This is a genomic window from Alistipes muris, from assembly GCF_943193205.1.
In the GTDB taxonomy this organism is placed as follows: domain Bacteria; phylum Bacteroidota; class Bacteroidia; order Bacteroidales; family Rikenellaceae; genus Alistipes; species Alistipes muris.
Window position 1 is genome coordinate 1 of sequence record NZ_CALPDD010000007.1, and the last position, 19,440, is coordinate 19,440.

General features: G+C 60.4%; 18 protein-coding genes and 1 tRNA gene. 5 read left to right on the forward strand and 14 right to left on the reverse strand.

Features of this window, described 5'->3' with window-relative positions; translation table 11 throughout:
• Nucleotides 1-367 precede the first annotated feature (367 nt).
• From NFR47_RS05080 to dapF, 3 genes are read right to left on the reverse strand one after another with little or no spacing between them, the layout of a single operon-like run.
• Complete coding sequence (locus tag NFR47_RS05080; protein ID WP_251214499.1) at nucleotides 368-1,177, reverse strand: alpha/beta fold hydrolase; 810 nt, start codon at nucleotides 1,175-1,177, stop codon at nucleotides 368-370.
• A gap of 4 nt (nucleotides 1,178-1,181) precedes the next feature.
• The gene (locus NFR47_RS05085) at nucleotides 1,182-1,370 is read right to left on the reverse strand and encodes a hypothetical protein (RefSeq protein ID WP_251214500.1); all 189 of its coding nucleotides are present in this window, start codon (nucleotides 1,368-1,370) and stop codon (nucleotides 1,182-1,184) included.
• Nucleotides 1,371-1,382: 12 nt separating this feature from the next.
• The gene (gene dapF, locus NFR47_RS05090; protein WP_251214501.1) at nucleotides 1,383-2,186 is read right to left on the reverse strand and encodes a diaminopimelate epimerase; all 804 of its coding nucleotides are present in this window, start codon (nucleotides 2,184-2,186) and stop codon (nucleotides 1,383-1,385) included.
• Nucleotides 2,187-2,333: 147 nt separating this feature from the next.
• Between dapF and NFR47_RS05095 the strand changes: the two genes are divergently transcribed.
• Nucleotides 2,334-3,080, forward strand: coding sequence for a nitroreductase family protein (locus NFR47_RS05095; RefSeq protein WP_251214502.1), 747 nt, complete (start codon nucleotides 2,334-2,336; stop codon nucleotides 3,078-3,080).
• Between the two features lie 5 nt (nucleotides 3,081-3,085).
• Nucleotides 3,086-5,464, forward strand: coding sequence for a translocation and assembly module lipoprotein TamL (gene tamL, locus NFR47_RS05100; protein ID WP_251214503.1), 2,379 nt, complete (start codon nucleotides 3,086-3,088; stop codon nucleotides 5,462-5,464).
• A 1-nt stretch (nucleotide 5,465) separates the two neighbouring features.
• On the opposite strand, the gene NFR47_RS05105 is transcribed toward tamL, so the two are convergent.
• The 6 genes from NFR47_RS05105 to NFR47_RS05130 all read right to left on the reverse strand — a co-directional run bounded on the left by NFR47_RS05105 (nucleotide 5,466) and on the right by NFR47_RS05130 (nucleotide 12,204).
• Entirely contained in the window at nucleotides 5,466-6,428 is a 963-nt protein-coding gene (locus NFR47_RS05105) for an AraC family transcriptional regulator (RefSeq protein ID WP_251214504.1), read from the reverse strand.
• Between the two features lie 198 nt (nucleotides 6,429-6,626).
• Entirely contained in the window at nucleotides 6,627-7,151 is a 525-nt protein-coding gene (locus NFR47_RS05110) for an OmpH/Skp family outer membrane protein (RefSeq protein ID WP_251214505.1), read from the reverse strand.
• Between the two features lie 34 nt (nucleotides 7,152-7,185).
• Nucleotides 7,186-7,692, reverse strand: coding sequence for an OmpH/Skp family outer membrane protein (locus NFR47_RS05115; RefSeq protein WP_251214506.1), 507 nt, complete (start codon nucleotides 7,690-7,692; stop codon nucleotides 7,186-7,188).
• Between the two features lie 96 nt (nucleotides 7,693-7,788).
• The gene (bamA, locus tag NFR47_RS05120) at nucleotides 7,789-10,329 is read right to left on the reverse strand and encodes an outer membrane protein assembly factor BamA (RefSeq protein WP_251214507.1); all 2,541 of its coding nucleotides are present in this window, start codon (nucleotides 10,327-10,329) and stop codon (nucleotides 7,789-7,791) included.
• A gap of 27 nt (nucleotides 10,330-10,356) precedes the next feature.
• Nucleotides 10,357-11,070 (reverse strand): polyprenyl diphosphate synthase, encoded by a 714-nt coding sequence (gene uppS / locus NFR47_RS05125; RefSeq protein WP_251214508.1) that lies wholly within the window; start codon nucleotides 11,068-11,070, stop codon nucleotides 10,357-10,359.
• 240 nt (nucleotides 11,071-11,310) lie between these two features.
• On the reverse strand, nucleotides 11,311-12,204 hold the full coding sequence (locus NFR47_RS05130; protein ID WP_251214509.1) for an NAD(+)/NADH kinase: 894 nt from the start codon (nucleotides 12,202-12,204) through the stop codon (nucleotides 11,311-11,313).
• Nucleotides 12,205-12,359: 155 nt separating this feature from the next.
• On the opposite strand from NFR47_RS05130, the gene NFR47_RS05135 reads away from it, so the two are divergent.
• Genes NFR47_RS05135 through NFR47_RS05145 form a run of 3 tightly spaced genes read left to right on the forward strand, consistent with a single transcriptional unit; the run spans nucleotide 12,360 to nucleotide 14,822 of the window.
• Complete coding sequence (locus tag NFR47_RS05135; RefSeq protein WP_251214510.1) at nucleotides 12,360-13,082, forward strand: pyridoxine 5'-phosphate synthase; 723 nt, start codon at nucleotides 12,360-12,362, stop codon at nucleotides 13,080-13,082.
• Between the two features lie 3 nt (nucleotides 13,083-13,085).
• Nucleotides 13,086-14,495 carry a CCA tRNA nucleotidyltransferase gene (locus NFR47_RS05140; protein ID WP_251214511.1) on the forward strand — a complete coding sequence of 470 codons (1,410 nt, stop codon included), beginning with the start codon at nucleotides 13,086-13,088 and terminating at the stop codon, nucleotides 14,493-14,495.
• Between the two features lie 51 nt (nucleotides 14,496-14,546).
• The gene (locus NFR47_RS05145; protein WP_251214512.1) at nucleotides 14,547-14,822 is read left to right on the forward strand and encodes a hypothetical protein; all 276 of its coding nucleotides are present in this window, start codon (nucleotides 14,547-14,549) and stop codon (nucleotides 14,820-14,822) included.
• Nucleotides 14,823-14,973: 151 nt separating this feature from the next.
• Here the strand turns inward: NFR47_RS05145 and NFR47_RS05150 are convergent.
• From NFR47_RS05150 to NFR47_RS05170, 5 genes are all read right to left on the reverse strand, one after another.
• Nucleotides 14,974-15,049: transfer RNA gene (locus NFR47_RS05150), tRNA-Met, on the reverse strand.
• A gap of 142 nt (nucleotides 15,050-15,191) precedes the next feature.
• The gene (locus NFR47_RS05155; RefSeq protein WP_251214513.1) at nucleotides 15,192-16,976 is read right to left on the reverse strand and encodes a (Fe-S)-binding protein; all 1,785 of its coding nucleotides are present in this window, start codon (nucleotides 16,974-16,976) and stop codon (nucleotides 15,192-15,194) included.
• A gap of 2 nt (nucleotides 16,977-16,978) precedes the next feature.
• Nucleotides 16,979-17,314 carry a 4Fe-4S dicluster domain-containing protein gene (locus tag NFR47_RS05160; protein WP_251214514.1) on the reverse strand — a complete coding sequence of 112 codons (336 nt, stop codon included), beginning with the start codon at nucleotides 17,312-17,314 and terminating at the stop codon, nucleotides 16,979-16,981.
• Nucleotides 17,315-17,318: 4 nt separating this feature from the next.
• Nucleotides 17,319-18,323, reverse strand: coding sequence for an FAD-dependent oxidoreductase (locus tag NFR47_RS05165; RefSeq protein WP_251214515.1), 1,005 nt, complete (start codon nucleotides 18,321-18,323; stop codon nucleotides 17,319-17,321).
• 28 nt (nucleotides 18,324-18,351) lie between these two features.
• Entirely contained in the window at nucleotides 18,352-19,437 is a 1,086-nt protein-coding gene (locus NFR47_RS05170) for a heterodisulfide reductase-related iron-sulfur binding cluster (protein ID WP_251214516.1), read from the reverse strand.
• Nucleotides 19,438-19,440 lie beyond the last annotated feature (3 nt).

Here is a 19,440-nt window from a genome sequence, read left to right on the forward strand (position 1 = left end):
CCGTCCGAATATTTCCGGACGGTGCCCCGAAGGGTGTGGAGTTGCGTCAACATCCCAGCACCGGGCTATCCAGCTTCAGCCCGGCAGTGCAAAGATACAAAAAATCCCCTCCCCGCAAATTTCAGACCAAAAGAATAATCAAAAAATCTTTTTGCGTTATATTTATAACACAAAAAGTCTTTCGTGTAGAATGGAAAGCCGATAGGGATGCCGGAAATCAAGAAATTCATGCGCTTTTCTTGTCTCCGAGCGCGGCGTGTGTTCGCGCGTGCAATAAGCGACCGTTGTGATTAAAGTGCGGTTAAATCGGGGCGAAGCCACCCGGAAAGGGGATGGTCTCTCAAGCCCGGGTTTCGGTTGCGGCTGCTCACTCGGTCGGGCTGCCGAAGATGAATTGCAGCAATGCCTGTGCGGTCGCTTCGGGTTCTTCGAGGAACCCCATGTGTCCCGAGTTTTCGAGCCGGACGACCTGCGCCTGCGGGTGGGCGGCTATCATTGCTTCGGCGGCTTCGGCCGGAATATACCCGTCGTGGCTGCCGAGGATGAATAGTTGCGGTACGGACGATTCGCGCAACAGTTCGTTGCGGTCCTTGCGGGCAATCATGCCGTTCAGCAGGGCGATGATTCCCTCGTCCTCGGTGATGAAAACCTGCTCGGTCAAATCTTCTATCTCGTCTTGCATCCGCCGGCGGTTTTCGGGGGCGAAGCCGGCGGCGGGCGCCACGCGCGCCAGCGCATCTTTCTTTCCGGCCCGCACGAGGGCGATTTCCCGGCGGCGGTTTTCGGCTTTTTCGGGCGTGTCGGCATTGGGGGGGGAGCTCAGCAGCACAAGGCCGTCGAGCATTTCGGGATGGCGTTCCAGAAAGGCCAGCGCTACGTAGCCGCCCATCGAATGGCCGACCAGCGTACACCGTTCGATTCCGAGCGCCCGCAGTCCGTCGGCTACCGTGTCGGCCAAAAATTCCATAGTGTGGACTTCGCCTTTCACTTCGGAAATGCCGTGGCCCGGCAGGTCGAGCGTGACCACGCGCACGCGTTTGTAGAGCAGCGGTACGAATTCTTCCCATACCAGGAGCGATTCGAGATAGCCGTGCAGCAGCACGACGCACCGTTCGCCTTGTTCGGAATCGCAGACATGCAGGGCCGTCGGGCCTGCCATGATGAATTTTTCGGTCATGGGCCTATTCGTTGTCGTCCAGATAGTCGAGCGCCGATTCGCGTTTGGGGCGCGGCAGTTCGTCGTCGGTTTCGTCGTCCATGCGGCTGTAGAGCGCATGGCGTTCCTTGCCGCTTTTGTGCATCGGTTCAAGGCGCTTGGCCTTGCGAAGTTCGTCCGTGTCGCGGTGGCGAACCTCCTTGGGTGTTTTCATGGGTGGGGTGACTTAGTGATTGTCTGTGTCGAACACTCCCTCGAAGACGCGGCGTGCTGGCCCCGTGAGGCGGATGTCCGTGTAGTGTTGGTCGGCGCGGCGGGTAAAGGTCACGCGCAGCTGGCCGCCGGGTACGTCGATGCGGAACCGGTCGGTGGCAGGTTGGCGGGTGAAGTTGGCGACGATGGCGGCGGCTGTGGCGCCCGTGCCGCAAGCGAGCGTTTCGTTTTCGACGCCCCGTTCGTAGGTGCGCATCCGCAGATGGCCGTCGCCGACGATGGCTGCGAAATTGACGTTGGTACCCTGCGGAAACCGGGCGGTGTCGCGGCGGATGCGGGAGCCGCGTGCTACGACGTCGACCGCGGCCGGGTCGTCCACGAATTCCACATAGTGGGGAACGCCCGTATTGAGGAACCACCAGCCGTCGCCGCTGACGATTCGTTCGACGTCGGTCATGCCGACTTCGACTTCGCCGGCGAAAGCGTCGGCCGCAAGAATCGTCGCCCGGTGCAGGCCGTCGGTGGCGTCGAACCTCTTTTCGCGGCCGCCGATGCCCAGGTGTTCGGCAAAAAGGGCGAAACAGCGGGCTCCGTTGCCGCACATTTCGCCGGGCGAGCCGTCGGCGTTGTAGTAGCGCATCGAGCAGTCGTGGCCGGGGCTCGCCGAAAGGGTCATCAGCCCGTCGGCGCCGATGCCGAAATGGCGGTCGCACAGCCGGGCGATTCGCTGCGGGTCGGCCGTGAAGCCGCCCCGGCGGTTGTCGACGAGGATGAAGTCGTTGCCCGCTCCCTCGTATTTCCAGAAAGCCGAACGCATGGTTTTGCTGTCTTGTCCGTGGCAGTTATCTTGTTACAAAAATAATAAAACTTCTGAAAGTTTTGCTAAATTTGCAAAAGATATGCGCCCGGCCGTTCCGGGCCGTTCTTTGTATCGTTTTTGCAGAACCCGAACAAACCGTCCGTCATGAAAAACATGCTTTTCAAGCATCGCTCGATACGCAAGTTCCGCCCGGCACCCATCCCCGACGAGGTGCTGCGCGAGTGTCTGGAAGCCGCTACGCGGGCTTCGACCTGCGGCAACATGCAGCTTTATTCGTTGGTCGTCACGCGCGACAAGGCCATGCGCGAACGGCTGGCGCCGTGCCATTTCAACCAGCCGATGGTGACCCAGGCCCCGTGCGTGGTCACGGTCTGCGCCGACGTGCACCGTTTCACGCAGTGGTGCGAGCAGCGCGGTGCCGACCCGGCCTACGACAATTTCGAGTGGTTCCTCAATGCGGCGACCGATGCGCTGCTGGCGGCGCAGAATTTGTGCGTGCAGGCCGAAATCCACGGCTTGGGCATTTGCTACCTCGGTACGACCCTCTATACGGCGGCCGACATCGCCCGGATTCTGGAGCTGCCCAAGGGGGTCATTCCGCTGACCACCGTGGTGGTGGGGTATCCCGACGAAACGCCCGGGCTGACCGACCGTCTGCCGCTCGATGCGGTGGTCCACTACGAGAAGTATACCGACTACACGGCGGCCGAAATCGACGAGTTGTGGGCCGAGCGCGAGGAGTCGGAGGAGACGAAGCGGCTTATCGAGGAGAACGGGCTGGAAAACCTGGCCAAGATATTCACCGAGCGCCGTTATGTCCGCCGCGACAACCTCGCCGTTTCGCAGGCTTATTTCGCTTTGCTCAAGGAACAAGGATTCTTCAACAATTAACGAGGGTGCACAAGGCGCGTCGCATAGGGGCAGCTGTGGTGCTGGGCATCGTTTGCTCGGCATGCAGCGTCACGCGCCATATCCCCGAGGGGGAATATTTCCTGCAGAAAGTGACCGTCGAGGACGACCGTTCGGCGCCCCGCAAGCAGCGGATTCCGACGGCCGACCTGGAAAAGTACGTGCGGCAGACCCCCAACAAACGGTTTTTGGGGACCAATTTCTACGTGTGGCTCTACGAGCAGGCCGACCCCGCGAAGACCAACAAATGGAACGAGTGGAAGCGCCGAATCGGCGAGGAGCCGGTGCTGCTCGACATGAACCTGACGCAGAAGAGCGCCGAGAATCTGAAGGTCTACATGGATACCAAGGGGTTCTTCTCGTCGCGGGCGTCGTTCGAGGTCGACACCATTTCGCGCCGCAGGCGGGCCAAGGTGACCTACCGCGTGCGGCAGGGGGCGCCCTATCTGATCGACACGGTTTCTTATGAGTTCCGCGACAAGTTCCTCGAACAGATTCTGGCCCCCGACACGGCCAATACGCTGGTGCGACCGGGGCGGATTTTCGACATCACGATGCTCGACAGCGAGCGCGAGCGCATCACGGCCTATCTGAAGGAGCGGGGCTACTACAATTTTTCGGTCAACAACATCGAGTTCGTGGCCGACACCCTCTCGGCCGACCACCGCGTGGGGGTGCGGATTGTGGTCAAGCAGCACTTGACGGGTTACGACGAGCGCGGGCAGGCCGTCATGGACAACAACATGGTCTACCGTATCGAGCGGATCAACATCTTCCCCGACTACGACCCGCTGGCCATCCGGAGCGATTCGACCCTCGTTTCGCGGCTCGACACGCTCTACTACCGGGGTCTGAACGTCATCTACGAGGGCAAGCCCAACCTGCGGCCCTCGATTCTGCGGCAGGCGGTGCCGCTCTATCCCAACTATGTCTACAATTCGGCGCAGGTCGACCGCACCTATACCGACCTCATGGCGATGGGGTATTTCCGCAGCGCCCGCATCGCTTTCGTCGAGCAGCCGCAGACGGTGGACGTCACCAATTACGTTTCGTATATCGGTGCGACGGCCGATTCGACCCGCACCGACTATACCCAGGAGGGTTATCTGACCTGCAACATTCTCTGCACGCCGATGCTCAAGCAGAGTTTCAAAATCGAGCTGGAGGGGAGTACGACGTCGAGTTTCTACGGGCTCAAGGCGACGGCCGGATACCAGAACCGCAACATCTTCCGCGGCGCCGAATCGTTCGACGTGTCGTTTACGGGCGGATACGAATTCATGAAGGCGCGCGACGCCAAAAAGAAGCGCGCCACCGAGTTCGGTGCCACGGTAGGACTGACCTTTCCCCGCTTCTTAGTGCCGTGGCGCACGCGGCGCTACCGTTCGGTCAACCAGCCCAAAACCAAGGTCGAGCTCTCCATCAACTTCCAGGACCGCCCCTACTACCGGCGAACGCTGTCGAGTGCGGGATGGACCTATCTGTGGACCAATTCGCGCTATTCGTCGTTCTCGCTGCGGCCCATCGACATCAATGTGGTCGACGTGAGCTATCTGAACAGTGATTTCCTGCAAGGGACCACCAACAAGTACCTTATCAAGAGCTACGAATCGCAGTTCATTGCGGGCCTTGCGTTCAGCTACGGTTTCAACAACCAGCTCAAGCACCTGGGGCGCAACGCTACGGTCATCCGCTTCAACGTGGAGACTTCGGGCAATCTGATCGACGGGCTCGAACACCTCTTTTCGGAGCCTGTGCCCGGCAAGGACTACTACACGATATTCAAACTGCGCTATGCGCAGTATTTCCGCACCGACCTCAGCCTTAGCCGCAAAATCATGATGGGCGAGAAAACGGCCCTTGCATGGCGTCTGTACGGCGGTGTGGCGCTGGCCTACGGCAATTCCAAGGTCGTGCCGTTCGACCGTCTGTTCTATGCCGGCGGCAGCAACAGCATGCGCGGCTGGACCCCGCGTACGTTGGGCCCGGGTTCGGTGCCGATTACCCGGACGGACGAATTCCCGACGCAGTTGGGCGACATGAAGCTGGAGGCCAACCTCGAATTCCGTTTCCCGATATGGGGCATCGTCCACGGAGCCACGTTCTTCGACGTGGGCAATATCTGGTACGTCCGGACCAATCCGTCGGAGTATTCCAGCGAGGCGGTCTTCCATTTCGACGATTTCTACAAGCAGCTGGGATTCAACACCGGACTGGGCTTGCGGCTCGACATCAAGTTCGCCGTGCTGCGCCTGGACTGGGGCATTCAGCTTCACAATCCCAACAAGCCTGCGGGCGAGCGGTGGATCCACAACTTCCGCTGGAAAAATACGGCGCTCAACTTCGGCGTGGGCTATCCGTTCTAATCTACTCTATCTCAGAAGCATCCAAAGAATACCCCCCCCCGCCGTTTTCCGCAGGGCAGTCGGCCGACTTGTATTGCGAGGGCGACATGCCCGTGTTGCGCTTGAAGTAGCTCCCGAAAAACGACTGGTTGGGGAAGTTGAGCGTATAGGCGATTTCCTGGATGCTCAGGCTCGAATATTTGAGCAGCGTTTTGGCTTCGAGGATGACATAGATTTCTATCCACTCCGAAACCGACTTGCTGCTGATGCGCTTGACGAGCGTGGTCAGGTATTTGGGCGTGACGCAGAGTTCGCGGGCGTAGAATCCGACGCTGCGTTCTTCCTTGTAGTGTTCGCTGAGCGTTTGGAGGAACTTGCGGAAATAGATGTCGGCGCGGCTGTTGCTGCGCTCCTGTGCGGCAGGATGCGCTTCGAGGTAGCTTTGGAGCGTGTTGCCGATTTTGTAGAGCGTCGCGAGCAGCAGGTTGCCGAGCAGCTGGTCGGAGAACTCCCCGGAAATACCTCTTTCGGCATCCATCAAGCGGATGAAGTCGCGGAGCTGCCGGCTCTCCTCGTCGGAAATTTCGATGCAGGGGTGGGCGCTGAGCTGAAGAATAAGCGACATGATTTGCTTGGACCCGATGTTCATCCGCTGCATGAACTGAGGCGACACGACGATGACGTCGCCTTTGAGCGTTCCGCCGTGTCCGGTGCGGATGATGCTCTGCGGCCCTATCAGAAAAAGCGTGTTCCGGCGCAGCGTGTATTGGTTCAGATTGATCGAAATCTCGGTTTCGCCCTCGTGTCCGAGACCGATGAAGAAGGCGTTGATTCTGCACGGAAACCGGAATGCGTCCAGCTGCGAGGCATCGCTGTGGACGATGAGGAAGTCGGGGGCCGGTCGGCTGCCGCCTGCTATGCTGATGAGTTCGCCGAGCGAGAAGCTGGCTATCGGTGCGGTATTCGGTTGTTGCTTGCTGTCCATTGGTTCCAAGTTAGACGACAAAAATAAGAATATTATGCTTTATTCGGCCCGGAAAGTCGGAAAATAGGTCATATCGAACAACAAGGCGGAGGGAATCGAAAACGCGAATACTCGCATCGCTTTCTGCTCCGGGGAACGGCAACAAAAAAACGCGCTGGAAACAGCGCGTTGAAAAACGGAGAAACGTTTCTCCGGAAACTATTGTGCGGCGGGAGCGTCGGTGATGCCCAGTTCGGCCCGTACCTGCGGGGCGAGGTCGGTGAGGGCGGCTTCGTCGAACGCAGCCAGCGACCCGGTCTCGAAGATGGCCATGTAACCGTTTTCCTTGGCAACCTTGTCGATGGCAGCCTTGGCTTTCTCGATAATCGGGGTCAGCAGCTCCTGCTGTTTTTTCTGAATGTCCTGCTGGGCTACCTGCTCGAACTCCTGACGGCGGTTCTGCAACTCTTGCAGTTCGCGTTCCTTGAGCTGACGCACGGAATCGGAATAGGTGGCGTAGTTTTTCTGGAAGTCGGCCAGTTTCTGGTTGAATTCGACGGCGATGGTTTCCAGGTTGTCTTGGAGGTCCTTGGCGTAGGCTTGCAGGTTGGTCTCCATCTCCTTGGTTTCGGGCATCGCCAGCAGGATCTCCTGCGAATTGATGCGCCCGAACTTCTGGGCGAAGAGCGACGTGGCGCTCAGCATGAGGGCAACCGCAAGGGTCAGTTTGATAGCCTTTTTCATAGTTAGTGTATGCGTTAATGTTTTGATGGCTTGTTTATTGGGCGAGCGCGTCGATGATTTGCTGGGTGCGTTCCGCCGTGGGGTCGGTGTAAAGCAGCGTCGGGTTGTTCGACGAGTCGATCACCACCTCGGCGCCTGCGCGCTTGGCATAGGCTGCGATGACGGCGAAGACCTGTTTCTGAATGGGCGCAATCAGTTCGACGCGCTTCTTCATGAGCGTTCCCTCCTGCCCGAAGATGCTTTCCTGGTATTCGGCGGCCTCCTTTTCGAGGGTCAGAATGGCGTTCTCGCGCGACTGGCGGGCGCTGGCCGAAAGGGAGGTCTTCTGCGCCATATAATTGTTGTAGATGCTTTCGATTTTGGCATAGCGGGCGTCGACCTGCTCCTGGTATTGTTCGGCGAGCTTGTCCAGCTCGGCGATGGCTTCGTTGTAGGCGTCGATCGACTTGAAGACCTTTTCGCTGTTGACGACGATGCAGTTTTGGGCCGACAGCGCGGTGGCGGCCAGCAGGAAAGCGGCGAGGAGAATCAGACGTTTCATAATCCGGTGTTTTGAAGTTATGCCCTTGGGAGGCGGAATACTCCGTAAATATAACTCTTTTCTTTCAAATTTATTGCCACGGTGCGGCCGCCGCCGTCAGAACTGCTGTCCCATGACGAAGTGGAACTGGCTGCCGCTCTTTTTGGTGCTGCCTGCCGGGGGATCGAAGCCGTAGCCCCAGTCGATGCCGAGCATGCCCACCACAGGCAGGTAGAGACGCACGCCGAAGCCCGCCGAACGCTTGATTTTGAAGGGCGAGAAGTCGCGCCACGAATCGAACGCGTTACCGCCTTCGAGGAAGCCCAGCACATAGATTTGCGACGAGGGTTTCAGTATGACGGGGTAGCGCAGTTCGGCCGTGTACTTGTTGTAGCCGCGCGAATAGTTGTCCGAGGGGTCGAGTGCGCCGTCTTCGTAACCGCGCATCGAAATGATGTCGATACCGTAGATGTTGTAGCCCGTCATGCCGTCGCCGCCGACCTCGAAGCGCTCGAACGGCGAAACCTTGTGTTTGTTGTAGCTGCCTAAGTAGCCCATTTCGGCCTTGAGCATCAGCACCAAGTTTTCGTTGCGCGTGAGCGACTGGAACCACTGCGCCTTGAACTGCCATTTGTGGAATTCGATCCAGCGGTAGCGTTCCTGCTGGCTCATGTTGGGATTGCTGTAGTCCTTGCCGTTCCACAGCGAGTAGGGCAGGGTTGCCTGGACCGAGGCGCTGAATTCCGAACCGCGGCGCGGGTAAATGGGCTGATCGACCGAGTTGCGGGCGAATACCAGCTTGAGCGACAGCAGGTTGGACGAACCGTTGTCCATCACGAACGTCTTCCAGTTCTTGAGCGAATAGCGTTCGTAGTTGGCTTCGGCGTAGAACGTGAAGTAGGGGTCGGGCCAGGTCAGACGCTTGCCCAGACCGGCCGCGGCACCGTAGGTGCGGAAGAAGCGGGTGGGCTTCTGGGTGATGAAATAGGCGTCGTTCTGGTCGGAGTAGTGGGCCGAGAGGGTGAACGAATTGGGCTTTTTGCCGCCCAGCCACGGGTCGGTGAAGCTGAAAGCGACGGCCTTGTAATAAGTACCGTTGGTCTGGGCCGAAAGCTGAAGCCGCTGGTTCTGCCCCATCGGGTAGGGACGCCAGGCGCCTTTCTTGAAGAAATTGCGGATGGAAAGGTTGTTGAGCGTGATGCCGATGGAGCCGACGAACGTGCCCGAACCCCATCCGCCGGCGACGTTGAACTGGTCGGAAGCCTGTTCTTCGAGCGCCCAGTTGATGTCGACCAGCTCGTTCGAGACGGGCCGGATGTCGGGGGCGATGTTCTCGGCGTTGAAGTGGCCCATCGAACCCAGCAGGCGCAGGGTGCGCATCAGCAGCGAGCGGTTGTAGAGTTCGCCGGGGTAGGTGGCGAGCTCGCGGCGGATGACCTCGTCGTCGACGCGCTGGTTGCCCGTGATGCCGACGTTGTTGATGGTGAACTGCTTGCCCTCGAAGACCTTGACTTCGATGTCGATGGAATCGGGGCCCACGATGGTCTCGGCGGGCTCGATTTGCGACATCAGATAACCGTTGTTCTGATAGAGCGACGAGACGGACATGGCTTCGAGGTCGACCTCCTTCTGGATGCCGAGCCGTTTGTGCATGGTCTTCTTGTCATAGGTGTCGCCCTGCTTGACGCCGAACATGCGCTGCAATTCGTCGGTTTCGTAAACCGAATTGCCGACCCACGAGACGTTGCGGATATAGTATTTGTTGCCCTCCGAGAGTTCGATGTCGATGCCCAGCCGCTTGCTGTCGATGGGGTAGACCGAATCGCGCACGATGGTGGCGTTGCGGTAGCCGCGGGCGTTGTAGAAGTCGATGAGCAGCTCCTTGTCCTCCTCGAAATCGTTTTCGTTGAGCTTGGTGTTGCGCAGGAAGTTGATGGACTTCTGATGGGTCTTCTTGAACGTGCGGCGCAGGCGCTTGTCGGGGAACTGGTCGTTGCCGATGAAGTTGATTTTGCCGATTTTGACCTTGTCCTTCTTGTCGATCAGAAAGGTCACCTTGACCGCCTGGGGCCGCAGCGAATCGTTCTCGACGCGCACACCGACCTCGGCGTTGCGGAAACCCTTGTCGGCCCAATAAGCCTTGATGAGCTTGATGTTCTTGTCGATGACGTAGTCCGACAGCTCGCCGCCGCGGCGGAGCTTGAGTTTTTCGAGCAGGTCTTTTTTCTTGCCTTTGGTGACCCCCTCGAAATCCCAGTTGAGCACGCGGGGCCGCTCCTTGAGGAACACCTGCAGGTCGAGGTCGCCGCCCTCGATTTCGGCGCCTATCTTCACGTCCGAAAAGGCCCGCTGGCTCCACAGCCGCGAAATGGCGTTGGAAATGAAGTCGCTGGGCAGGTAAATCGAATCGCCCGCGATGAGCCCAGCCGAGGACTTGATGATTTCGGGGTTGAGGTATTGTACGCCGTGGATGTCGACGCTGCGGATGCGGTAGAGCCGGGGGGCTTCGTCGGAGCGCAGCATCGGTGCGTCTTCGGGGAAAGAAACGCTCTTTTCCTGCGCTGCGGGCTGGGCGGGAGCGGGCTCCTGAGCGGACGTATTCGCACAAAGGAGCGTCAGCAGCGCCGTTGCCGCGAATACCTTGCCGAAATGATTCATCTGTTCCAATCTAATCTTCAACTTCATTTACTTGACCAGCCCGAACCGCCGTTCGCGCCGGGCGTATTCCTCCATCGCCCGGTCGAACTCCTCCTCGGTGAAATCGGGCCACAGCACCTCCGGGAACCAGAGTTCGGCGTAGGAAGCCTGCCAGAGCAGGAAATTGCTGAGCCGGCGTTCGCCGCTGGTGCGGATTACCAGGTCGGGGTCCGGGTCGGCGGCCGTGTCGAGCGTGCGGCCGATGGTCGCTTCGTCGATGGCTTCCGGGGCGAGCTGCCCGGCGGCTGCGCGGGCTGCGAGCTTGCGGACGGCCCGGGTGATTTCGTCGCGCGAGGAGTAGTTGAGCGCCAGCGTGAGGGTGAGTTTGTCGCCCCCAGCCGTGAGCTCCTCGGCCTGCGCGAGGTGGGCCTGCACCTTTTCGGAAAAACGGCTCCGGTCGCCGATGGTCCGCAGGCGGATGCCCTGCCGCTGCATGTCGGGCGTTTCATGGATGACGCTCTGGCAGAACAGCTCCATCAGCGCGTCGACCTCCTGCGCAGGACGGCCCCAGTTCTCGGTGGAAAAGGCGTAGAGCGTCAGAAAGGCGACCCCGTGGCGGATGGCGGCGCGCGACGAGGCCCGGATGGGTTCGATGCCGGCCGCGTGGCCTTCGTATCGCTCCAGTCCGCGCTGTTCGGCCCAGCGTCCGTTGCCGTCCATGATGATGGCCACGTGCTGCGGTATGCGTTTCTCGTCGCTCATAATAGGGCACAAATATAGGGATTTTACCGGGTTATTCCAAGGTGGTGTAATTAAGAATTAAAAATGAAAAATTAAAAATCGTTTCCGGCTTCTGTCGATTTTGGAGTACGGGCCCCGAATGCTTTCACGATTCGTGCGGCCTGTGGTCTGCCGAAAAGATGGCGGTCCATGGCCGTGCGGAAGATGTAAGCTGCTCCCGAGAGGCCGGCCCCCGGATAATCAATTTCCGCCTTTCACTTTTCACTTTTCACTTTTCACTTCTCGTAAGTCCACGCCCCACATCATCTTATTGCGTAACGTGTCGTAGAAAGAGATATTGTACGGCATGGCCAGAAAAATCTTTTGTTCGGCCCGCCGCACGGTGAAGGTCGCTTCGGGGCCGACGGGGTAGATGCGGTTGTCGAGGGTGACGAACGAATCGGAGCGGCGTTCGTGTACGCGCAGGTCGATGCGGGCCGTGTCGGGGATGACCACCGGGCGCATGGTCAGGTTGTGAGGCGCCAGCGGCGAGATAATCAGGCAGGCGCAGGAGGGCGCCACGACCGGGCCGCCCGCGCTGAGAGAATAGGCCGTCGAGCCCGTGGGGGTGGAGACGATGACCCCGTCGCCGTGGTAGGTGGCGACCATCTGACCGTCGACGTAGGTCTCTATCGAAAGCATGTCGGCTCCGTGGCGGCGGACGGTCATTTCGTTGAGGGCCAGCCGGCTGTCGGGGTTTCCGGCGAAGCCGCCCTGCACTTCGAGCATCGACCGCGGCTGGACCGACAGCTCGCCGCGGGCTATCTGGCCGAAAATCTGTTCCAACCCCTCGTTCGGGGCTCCGGTGAGGAATCCCAAGTGCCCGGCGTTGATGCCCAGCACAGGTATGGGTGCGCCGCCCAGCCGGTGCACCCCTTCGAGCAAGGTGCCGTCGCCGCCGTAGCACACCATGATCGTGCCTTCGGGCTGCGGGCCGATGCGCTTGCCGTAGATGCAGTCGGCAGGGATTTCCAGCCCGATTGTTGCGCGGACCGCTTCGGCGAACTCTTCGTTGACCAGGAACCCCAATCCGGAGGCCCGGAGGGTGTCGAACAGCTGGCGGAGTTCTTCGGCGCTGCGGGCGGGGCCGCTGCGGGAAAAAAGTATGATTTTCATCGGCGGAGTTTCAAAAAAAGTAAGTAACTTTACCACGCCGCCGCACTCCTGCACAGGGTCGGAGAACGGCATTGCGGGGAATCCGGACCGGGCTGAGAACGTTTTTGGCGTGTCGTCCCGCCGGCAGGGTTCACCAAGCAAATATAGTGAATTTTATGACAAAGTTGAGCGTAAATATCAATAAGATTGCCGTCGTCCGCAATTCGCGGGGCGGCAACCTGCCCGACGTGGTGCTCGCCGCAACCCGCATCGAGGGGTTCGGCGCCGACGGGATTACGGTCCATCCGCGGCCCGATGCCCGGCATATCCGCTACGACGACGTGCGGGCGCTCAGGCGGGTGCTTCGGACCGAGCTCAACATCGAGGGCAATCCGACGCCGGAGTTCGTCGCGTTGGTGTCGGAGGTCGTTCCCGCGCAGGTGACGCTCGTACCGGACGCTCCCGACGCGATAACTTCCAATGCCGGGTGGGATACGGTGGCCAACCGGGAATTTCTGACCGCTGTGACGGCCCGTTTCCATGAGCAGGGTATTCGGGTTTCGCTCTTTGTCGACCCCGACCCGGCCATGGTCGCCGGGGCAAAGGCCTGCGGTGCCGACCGGGTGGAACTCTATACCGAAGCCTATGCCCGTGAGTATCCGGCCGACCCGGAGCGGGCGGTTGCGCCTTATGTCGCGGCTGCCGAAGAAGCGCGGCGGCAGGGGCTGGGGCTCAATGCCGGGCACGACCTGTCGCTGGAGAATCTGCACTATTTCGTGCAGCGGATTCCGTGGACCGACGAGGTGTCGATAGGCCATGCGCTTATCAGCGACGCGCTCTACTTAGGGCTGGAAAACACCGTGCAGCTCTATCGCCGCCAACTCAAAACCGCCGAATAACGCGTGCCGCTGTCGAATCCCATATTCCGCCGTATTTCGCGCTTGGCCGATGCCCAGGGGGTGAAAGCCTTCGTGGTGGGCGGTTATGTGCGCGACCATTATCTGTGCCGTCCGTCGACCGACATCGACGTGGTGGTGGTGGGCAGCGGCATCGCGCTGGCCGAGGCGCTGGGGCGGGAACTGCACACCAAGGTGTCGGTTTTCAAGACTTTCGGCACGGCGATGCTTCGGGCCGGAGGGGTCGAGGTGGAATTCGTGGGAGCGCGGCGGGAATCCTATACGCGCGATTCGCGCAAGCCGCAGGTCGAAGCCGGAACGCTGGAAGACGACCAGCGGCGCCGCGACTTCACCATCAATGCGCTGGCCTGGTCGCTCAACGGCGACAGCTTCGGCGAGCTGGTCGACCCGTTCGGCGGGCTGGACGATTTGGACGCCTGCATCATCCGCACGCCGTGCGACCCCGACATCACCTTTTCGGACGACCCGCTGCGCATGATGCGGGCCGTGCGCTTTGCGGCCCAGCTGGGTTTCTCCATCGAGGACGAGACTTTCGAGGCCATCCGCCGCAACGCCTCCCGCATCAAAATCGTTTCGCGCGAACGGATTGCGTCCGAACTCAACAAAATCGTGCTTTCGCCCGTGCCCTCGATGGGTTTCGAGCTGCTCGAACTGACCGGACTGCTGGAACTGATATTTCCTGAGATGCACCGGCTCAAGGGGGTGGAGCGCCGCGGTCAGCATGCCCATAAGGACAATTTCGCCCATACGCTCAAGGTGCTGGACAACGTGGCCCGCCGTTCCGGCGACTTGTGGCTGCGCTGGGCCGCCGTGCTGCACGACATCGCCAAGCCGCAGACCAAAGCCTACGACCCGCGCATCGGGTGGACCTTCCACGGCCACGAGGTGCTCGGCTCGAAGATGGTGCCCGCGATTTTCCGGCAGCTGAAACTGCCGCTCAACGAGCACATGAAGTTCGTGCAGAAGCTCGTGTTCCTGCATCTGCGGCCCATCATCCTTTCGGAGGACCTTGTGACCGATTCGGCCGTGCGGCGTCTGCTGTTCGAGGCGGGCGACGACATCGAGGCGCTGATGACGCTGTGCGAAGCCGACATCACGTCGGGCATCGACGCCAAGGTGAAGCGCTACATGGCCAATTTCGAGCTGGTGCGCCGCAAGATGAAAGACCTCGAAGAGCGCGACCGCATCCGCAACTTCCAGCCGCCGATTACCGGCGAAATCATCATGAAGACTTACTGCATAGGTCCTTCGCGCGTCATCGGCGAAATCAAGGAGGTTATCAAGAATGCGATTCTCGACGGCGAGATTCCCAACGAATACGATGCCGCCTACGCGTTGATGCTCCGCCTCGCCGCCGAGCGGGGATTGGTGCTGCCTGAATCCGACAAAGCATAGGTTTCGGACTTTTCAGCCGATAGATATTTTGTCCAATTTTAATCCCCTCCTATGAAAACCGATTTTTATACCAAGGCAGTTCTTACCGTCATCGCTCTTTGTCTTGTACTGATTGTTTTGCGCGATATTTCGTTCGTTACGCCTGCCAAGGCCGATCCGCTCTCCGATCCTGCCGCCGCGGCCTATTTGTCCAAGGATGTGGTCAACGTCCGTATCGTCGAGATTCCTCGCGTGGAAATCTGTGCACCTTTCGGCGGTTTCCAGGTCGATGTCCGCGAGATGCCAGGTCTCGATATCAACCGCATGCCGACTGTCAGCGTGCGATAGTGGGGGGGGGACTTTGCTTGTCTTCGGCCTGCCGTCGTTCGGCAGGGCCCGGACGAATCCGGCTCTGCATTCACTCCTAAGATCGTCCGAACCTCCGCTTTCGTCCTCTCCGGGCAAAAAAACAAGGGACCGAACTTTCGTTCGGCCCCTCTGGTAGCGGGAGGAGGACTCGAACCTCCGACCTCCGGGTTATGAGCCCGACGAGCTGCCAACTGCTCTATCCCGCGATATATCGTCAGAATGAATCTATCGCTGTTGTGAGTGCAAAGGTAATACAAAAAACGGTGTTTGCAAAATAAAATTCGCATCCGTTCATGCGCTTTTTCCTCTACCGGGTTGCCGTGCAGGGAGTTAACGCACCGAAAAAAATTATCGCCGGATATGGGCCGCGACGATTTCGGCCAGGTCGTGCACCTCTTTGGTGGCGCCTCGCGCAATGGCTTTTTTGCAGAGCGGGCAGGCCGTGACGATTGTTTCGGCTCCGGTGGCTTCCAGTTCCGCGGCTACCGAACGGGCGATGGCTGCCTGCTGCCCGTCCGAAATGGCCGTGTTGGCGACCGAGGAGCCGCAGCACAGGGCGTTCTCGCGCGTCTCGGCAGGTTCCAGCAGTTGGCCCATCGCTTCGATGACGGCGCGCGGCTGGTCGTAGATGCCGCTTCCGCGTCCCAGTTCGCAGGGGTCGTGATAGGTGTAGCGCGTATCGCCGTGGCTGAGCCGGAGACGCCCGGTGCGCAGCAGGCGCAAGATATATTCGGAGTGGTGGAGCACTTCGATGCCTTCCAGCGCGTAGTCTTCGCGGAAAACTTTCAGACAGATGGGGCACGAGGTGACCAGCGTCGTGATGCCGTGTTTGCGGAACAGCTCGGTGTTGTAGCGCATCATCTTGCGGGCCGCATCGGTTTCGCCCGAGAGCTTGAGCGGACGGCCGCAGCAGACGCCGCCGTCGCGGTCGGCCCACCACACCTGTTCGCCCGCCGCCGTGAAAACCTGCTCCATGGCCTGCAAGATGCGGGGCGTCAGCAGGGTCATGCAGCCTGCGAAGTAGCCCACCTTGCCCGAACCCTGCGAGCGGTCGGTCTCTTTCAGATAGGCGTAGCGGCGTTTGTCGGGCAGGTTGCGGAGCCTGTTGCGCGAGTTGAGCCGCAGGGTGTTGAGGTCGATGCCGACCGGACATTTCGTCGCACAGCGGCCGCACATCAGGCAGTTGTCGGCGATTTCGGGCCGGAGCATCTTGTAGCGGCGGTCGCGCAGGAAATAGACCGACTGCACGTTGTCGACGCCCAGCACGCTCTGAAGTTGGCAGGGGTCGATGCAGATGCCGCAGCGCGAGCAGGCTTCGAGCTGGAAACGGTCGTACGAAGTCGCCTTTTCGCCGGAACGAAGCCGGTAGCGGCGCAGGAAGATAAGCGGTATTTCCGTGAAGATGTGCATGTAGCGCGAGAACGGCAGCGCCACGAAGAAAAGCCCCAGGCAGGAGGAGTAGAACCACCATGCGGCGCTTTCGAGGTTCATCAGCGCGAGCATTCCGATGCGGTCGTGCATCCATCCGCCGAGGGACCCGGTGAGGAACCCCCCCCCGCCGTAGAGGGCGCAGGTGGCGCTTTCGGCCAGCAGACGCGCCGGGAAGATGAACCACAGGGCCGACAGGGCGATGCGGTCGCCGAGGACGTGTTTGGTCGTGCGGCGCATGCCCAGCGCCTTGGACCGCAGTCGCTTGCCCCATGCCAGCGCCACGCCCGAAAGGACGAAGAGCAGCAGCAGGTCCATCGCGAAGTCGAAGAACGGCTTGTGTTCGAGGCTCGTTGCGAAGTACTTGAAAAAGACGTGCCCTTGCAGCGGGACGTAGCGGAATCCCAAGTGGGCGACCGTCTCGATCCAGCCGACCGAGATAAGCAGGAACCACCCGAAAGCCAGCGACATGTGCATGTAGCCCAGCACGGGGTTGACCCGGAAGATGCGGCGGTGCAGCAGCGATTCGCAGAAGACTTCGCCGACGGCTCCGAAAGTCGCGCGCGAGGGCAGGCCGCGCAGAATCAGCATCTTGTCGGCGCGGGGCAGCCGCAGGAGCCATACGAGCCACTTGCCCAGCACAATGGCGAACATGGCCGTGGCGCCGATGATGAACGGCAGGCAGAACGGTGCGTAGAACTTCATGGTCAGAGGTCTCCCAATTTGTGTTTGATAAGCATGACCACTCCGCGCGTGTTGATGCCCCGCGGGCAGACGAGCCGGCATTTGCCGCACAGCATGCACTTGTTCATCTCCTCGTAGGCGCCCTGGTATTCGCCGCGGCGCACGAGGGTGTGGACCCTGCGGAAGTTGAATTCCGTCAGATTCCCGGCCGTGCAGACCGCCGTGCAGCTCCCGCATCCGATGCAGGTTTGCAGTTCGGGCATTTCGTGCAGGATTTCGTCGCTCCGGCGCAGGTTGTTGCGGTCGACGTCGATGGCCCGGGGCTTGGAAATCGTATATCCGAAGTTGATGGATGCCATGCCTTTACTCGTTCAGATAGTCCGCCGCGGCGTCGGCCGCTGCGATGGCTTCGTTGAGCGTCTCGCCGATGTTCTTGGGCGCCGTGACGGTCCCGGCGTAGAAAATGCCTTCGACGTTGCTTTCGACGTTGTGCAGGAAGTGGTCGCGCGGGGCCATGAATCCGCTCGGGGAGCGTTGCAGTCCGGCGCTTTCGGCCAGGGCGGCGCTGTCGTCGTTGGCCCGCATTCCGACCAGCAGAATCAGCATGTCGACGCTCATGCGCAGAGGGCGTCCCGTGAGGGTGTCTTCGGCCTTGATCTGGATGCGGCCGTCGAGCGTCGGCGCCGCTTCCGATATGCGGCCGCGGACGAAATGGACGTTGCATTTCTGCTGAGCTTCGCGGTACATCTCCTCGTAGCCCGGTCCGAACATGCGGATGTCCATGTAGAAGTTGAAGATGTCGGCTTCGGGGAAACGTTGCTTGAGTTCCATGGCCTGCTTCACGCCTGTGATGCAGCAGACGCGCGAGCAATGTTGCTGGCATACCTTTTCGTCGCGCGAACCCACGCAGTGCAGCAGGGCGATGCGCTGCGGAGCCGAGCCGTCGGCACGTGCCACACGGCCCTCGTTGAGCATCCGTTCGATGTCGGCCGAGGTAAAAACGTTGTCGTAGAGCCCGTAGCCGTATTCTTCCTTGATGGCGGCGTCGAACAGCGTGAAGCCCGACGCGAGCACCACGGCGTCGCAGTCGAGCCGCTGGCCGTCGGCGAGGGTCACGCTTTTGGGCGTGAGACTGCGGACTTCGGAACGGGTGCGTATCTCGATTTTTTTCTCCTCGATGCGGCGGCGCAGCTCCGTGAGTACCTCTTCCGCCGGAGTGAACGTGGGGAACAGCGCGTGCCAGCCCCGGAGCTTGCCGCCCGCTTCGGCTTCCTTTTCGAGAATGAGCGCTTCGATGCCCCGCTCCGCAAGGCGCAGGGCCGTCTGCATGCCCGCGGCACCGCCGCCTATGATGATAACCTTTTTCATACGAGTTTCTTCAGTTTCGGGCGGCCGCCTATTCGCGCATGTCGTAGAGCGTGTCGGGCGGGCAGCCGTTGACCACCGCCGAAGCGGGTTTGCCTATGTATTTGCCGTTGCGGCCCAGGTATTTGGCCGCAGGGTCGTAGTCGATGCCCATCTTGTCCAGGAGCGGTTCCACGTCGACCTGGTGCATCTGCATGCCCAGGGCCCACGGGTCGTAGCCCAGCACCAGCCCGGCCATCTCCTCGTAGGTCAGCACCGGGATGCCGTGGCCGTTCTCGCCGTAGGTCGTCCCCTCCATTTCGGCGATGGCGTACTGCCATTTGTCGAGGAACATGGCGCAGCCCGGGCAGTTGGCCACGATGAAATCGGGTTTGTAGGGGGCCATGCTTTCCAGCTTCTTGTGCGAGTTGGCAATCGAATAGCCGCGGTTGGCCTGCACCAGGTAGTTGCGGAATCCGAAGCCGCAGCAGTGGCGCCGTTCGGGATAGTCGACGCACTGGCCGCCCCACGATTCGATCATGCCGGCCAGCACGTAGGGGAATTCCGATCCGCCGATGCCCGATTTCGGGAAAATCTTGGCGTAGTGGCAGCCGATGTGCTCGACCACGTGCAGCGGTTCGCCCGTGAGGGCGTTCACCAGCTTGTGTTTGGCTTTGCGGGCGATTTCCTCGCGGAAGTGGAACATCACGTCCGAGGTGTGGGCCAGGCTGGCCGGCTTGCGGAATTCGCGGCCCGTGGCTTTCAGCAGATTCTCGCGCGTCTTCTCCTCCGTCTCGGGGAACTCCTCCCACGTGGCCAGCACCTCGGTGTAGACGCCGAACGAGGTGATGCACGAGGCCACGAAATTCTCGTAGCCCGCTTCGGTCATCAGGGCGAACTGACGCGCCACGACGGTCATGATCGTTTCGAGCGGCACGATGTCCGAGTGGTAGCCGATGCCCGTGCACGACGAGTGCTTGGGGTCGTCCAGCAGGTCGCGGCCGAGGTCGTTCTGCAGGATGTCGATGAACGCCTTTTCGCTGCCCGGGAAAAAGTTCTGGCGGATGCAGCTGCGCGCGTAGTAGTAGCGGTCGTCGGCTATCTGTTTCTGGTATTCTTTCCAGCTGTTGCGTTTCATGGC

Coding starts and splice junctions, on each gene's coding strand:
- NFR47_RS05080 (WP_251214499.1), bottom strand. CDS start 1,177: ATGACCGAAAAATTCATCATGGCAGGCCCGACGGCCCTGCATGTCTGC.
- NFR47_RS05085 (WP_251214500.1), bottom strand. CDS start 1,370: ATGAAAACACCCAAGGAGGTTCGCCACCGCGACACGGACGAACTTCGC.
- dapF (WP_251214501.1), bottom strand. CDS start 2,186: ATGCGTTCGGCTTTCTGGAAATACGAGGGAGCGGGCAACGACTTCATC.
- NFR47_RS05095 (WP_251214502.1), top strand. CDS start 2,334: ATGAAAAACATGCTTTTCAAGCATCGCTCGATACGCAAGTTCCGCCCG.
- NFR47_RS05105 (WP_251214504.1), bottom strand. CDS start 6,428: ATGGACAGCAAGCAACAACCGAATACCGCACCGATAGCCAGCTTCTCG.
- NFR47_RS05110 (WP_251214505.1), bottom strand. CDS start 7,151: ATGAAAAAGGCTATCAAACTGACCCTTGCGGTTGCCCTCATGCTGAGC.
- NFR47_RS05115 (WP_251214506.1), bottom strand. CDS start 7,692: ATGAAACGTCTGATTCTCCTCGCCGCTTTCCTGCTGGCCGCCACCGCG.
- bamA (WP_251214507.1), bottom strand. CDS start 10,329: ATGAATCATTTCGGCAAGGTATTCGCGGCAACGGCGCTGCTGACGCTC.
- uppS (WP_251214508.1), bottom strand. CDS start 11,070: ATGAGCGACGAGAAACGCATACCGCAGCACGTGGCCATCATCATGGAC.
- NFR47_RS05130 (WP_251214509.1), bottom strand. CDS start 12,204: ATGAAAATCATACTTTTTTCCCGCAGCGGCCCCGCCCGCAGCGCCGAA.
- NFR47_RS05135 (WP_251214510.1), top strand. CDS start 12,360: ATGACAAAGTTGAGCGTAAATATCAATAAGATTGCCGTCGTCCGCAAT.
- NFR47_RS05145 (WP_251214512.1), top strand. CDS start 14,547: ATGAAAACCGATTTTTATACCAAGGCAGTTCTTACCGTCATCGCTCTT.
- NFR47_RS05155 (WP_251214513.1), bottom strand. CDS start 16,976: ATGAAGTTCTACGCACCGTTCTGCCTGCCGTTCATCATCGGCGCCACG.
- NFR47_RS05160 (WP_251214514.1), bottom strand. CDS start 17,314: ATGGCATCCATCAACTTCGGATATACGATTTCCAAGCCCCGGGCCATC.
- NFR47_RS05165 (WP_251214515.1), bottom strand. CDS start 18,323: ATGAAAAAGGTTATCATCATAGGCGGCGGTGCCGCGGGCATGCAGACG.
- NFR47_RS05170 (WP_251214516.1), bottom strand. CDS start 19,437: ATGAAACGCAACAGCTGGAAAGAATACCAGAAACAGATAGCCGACGAC.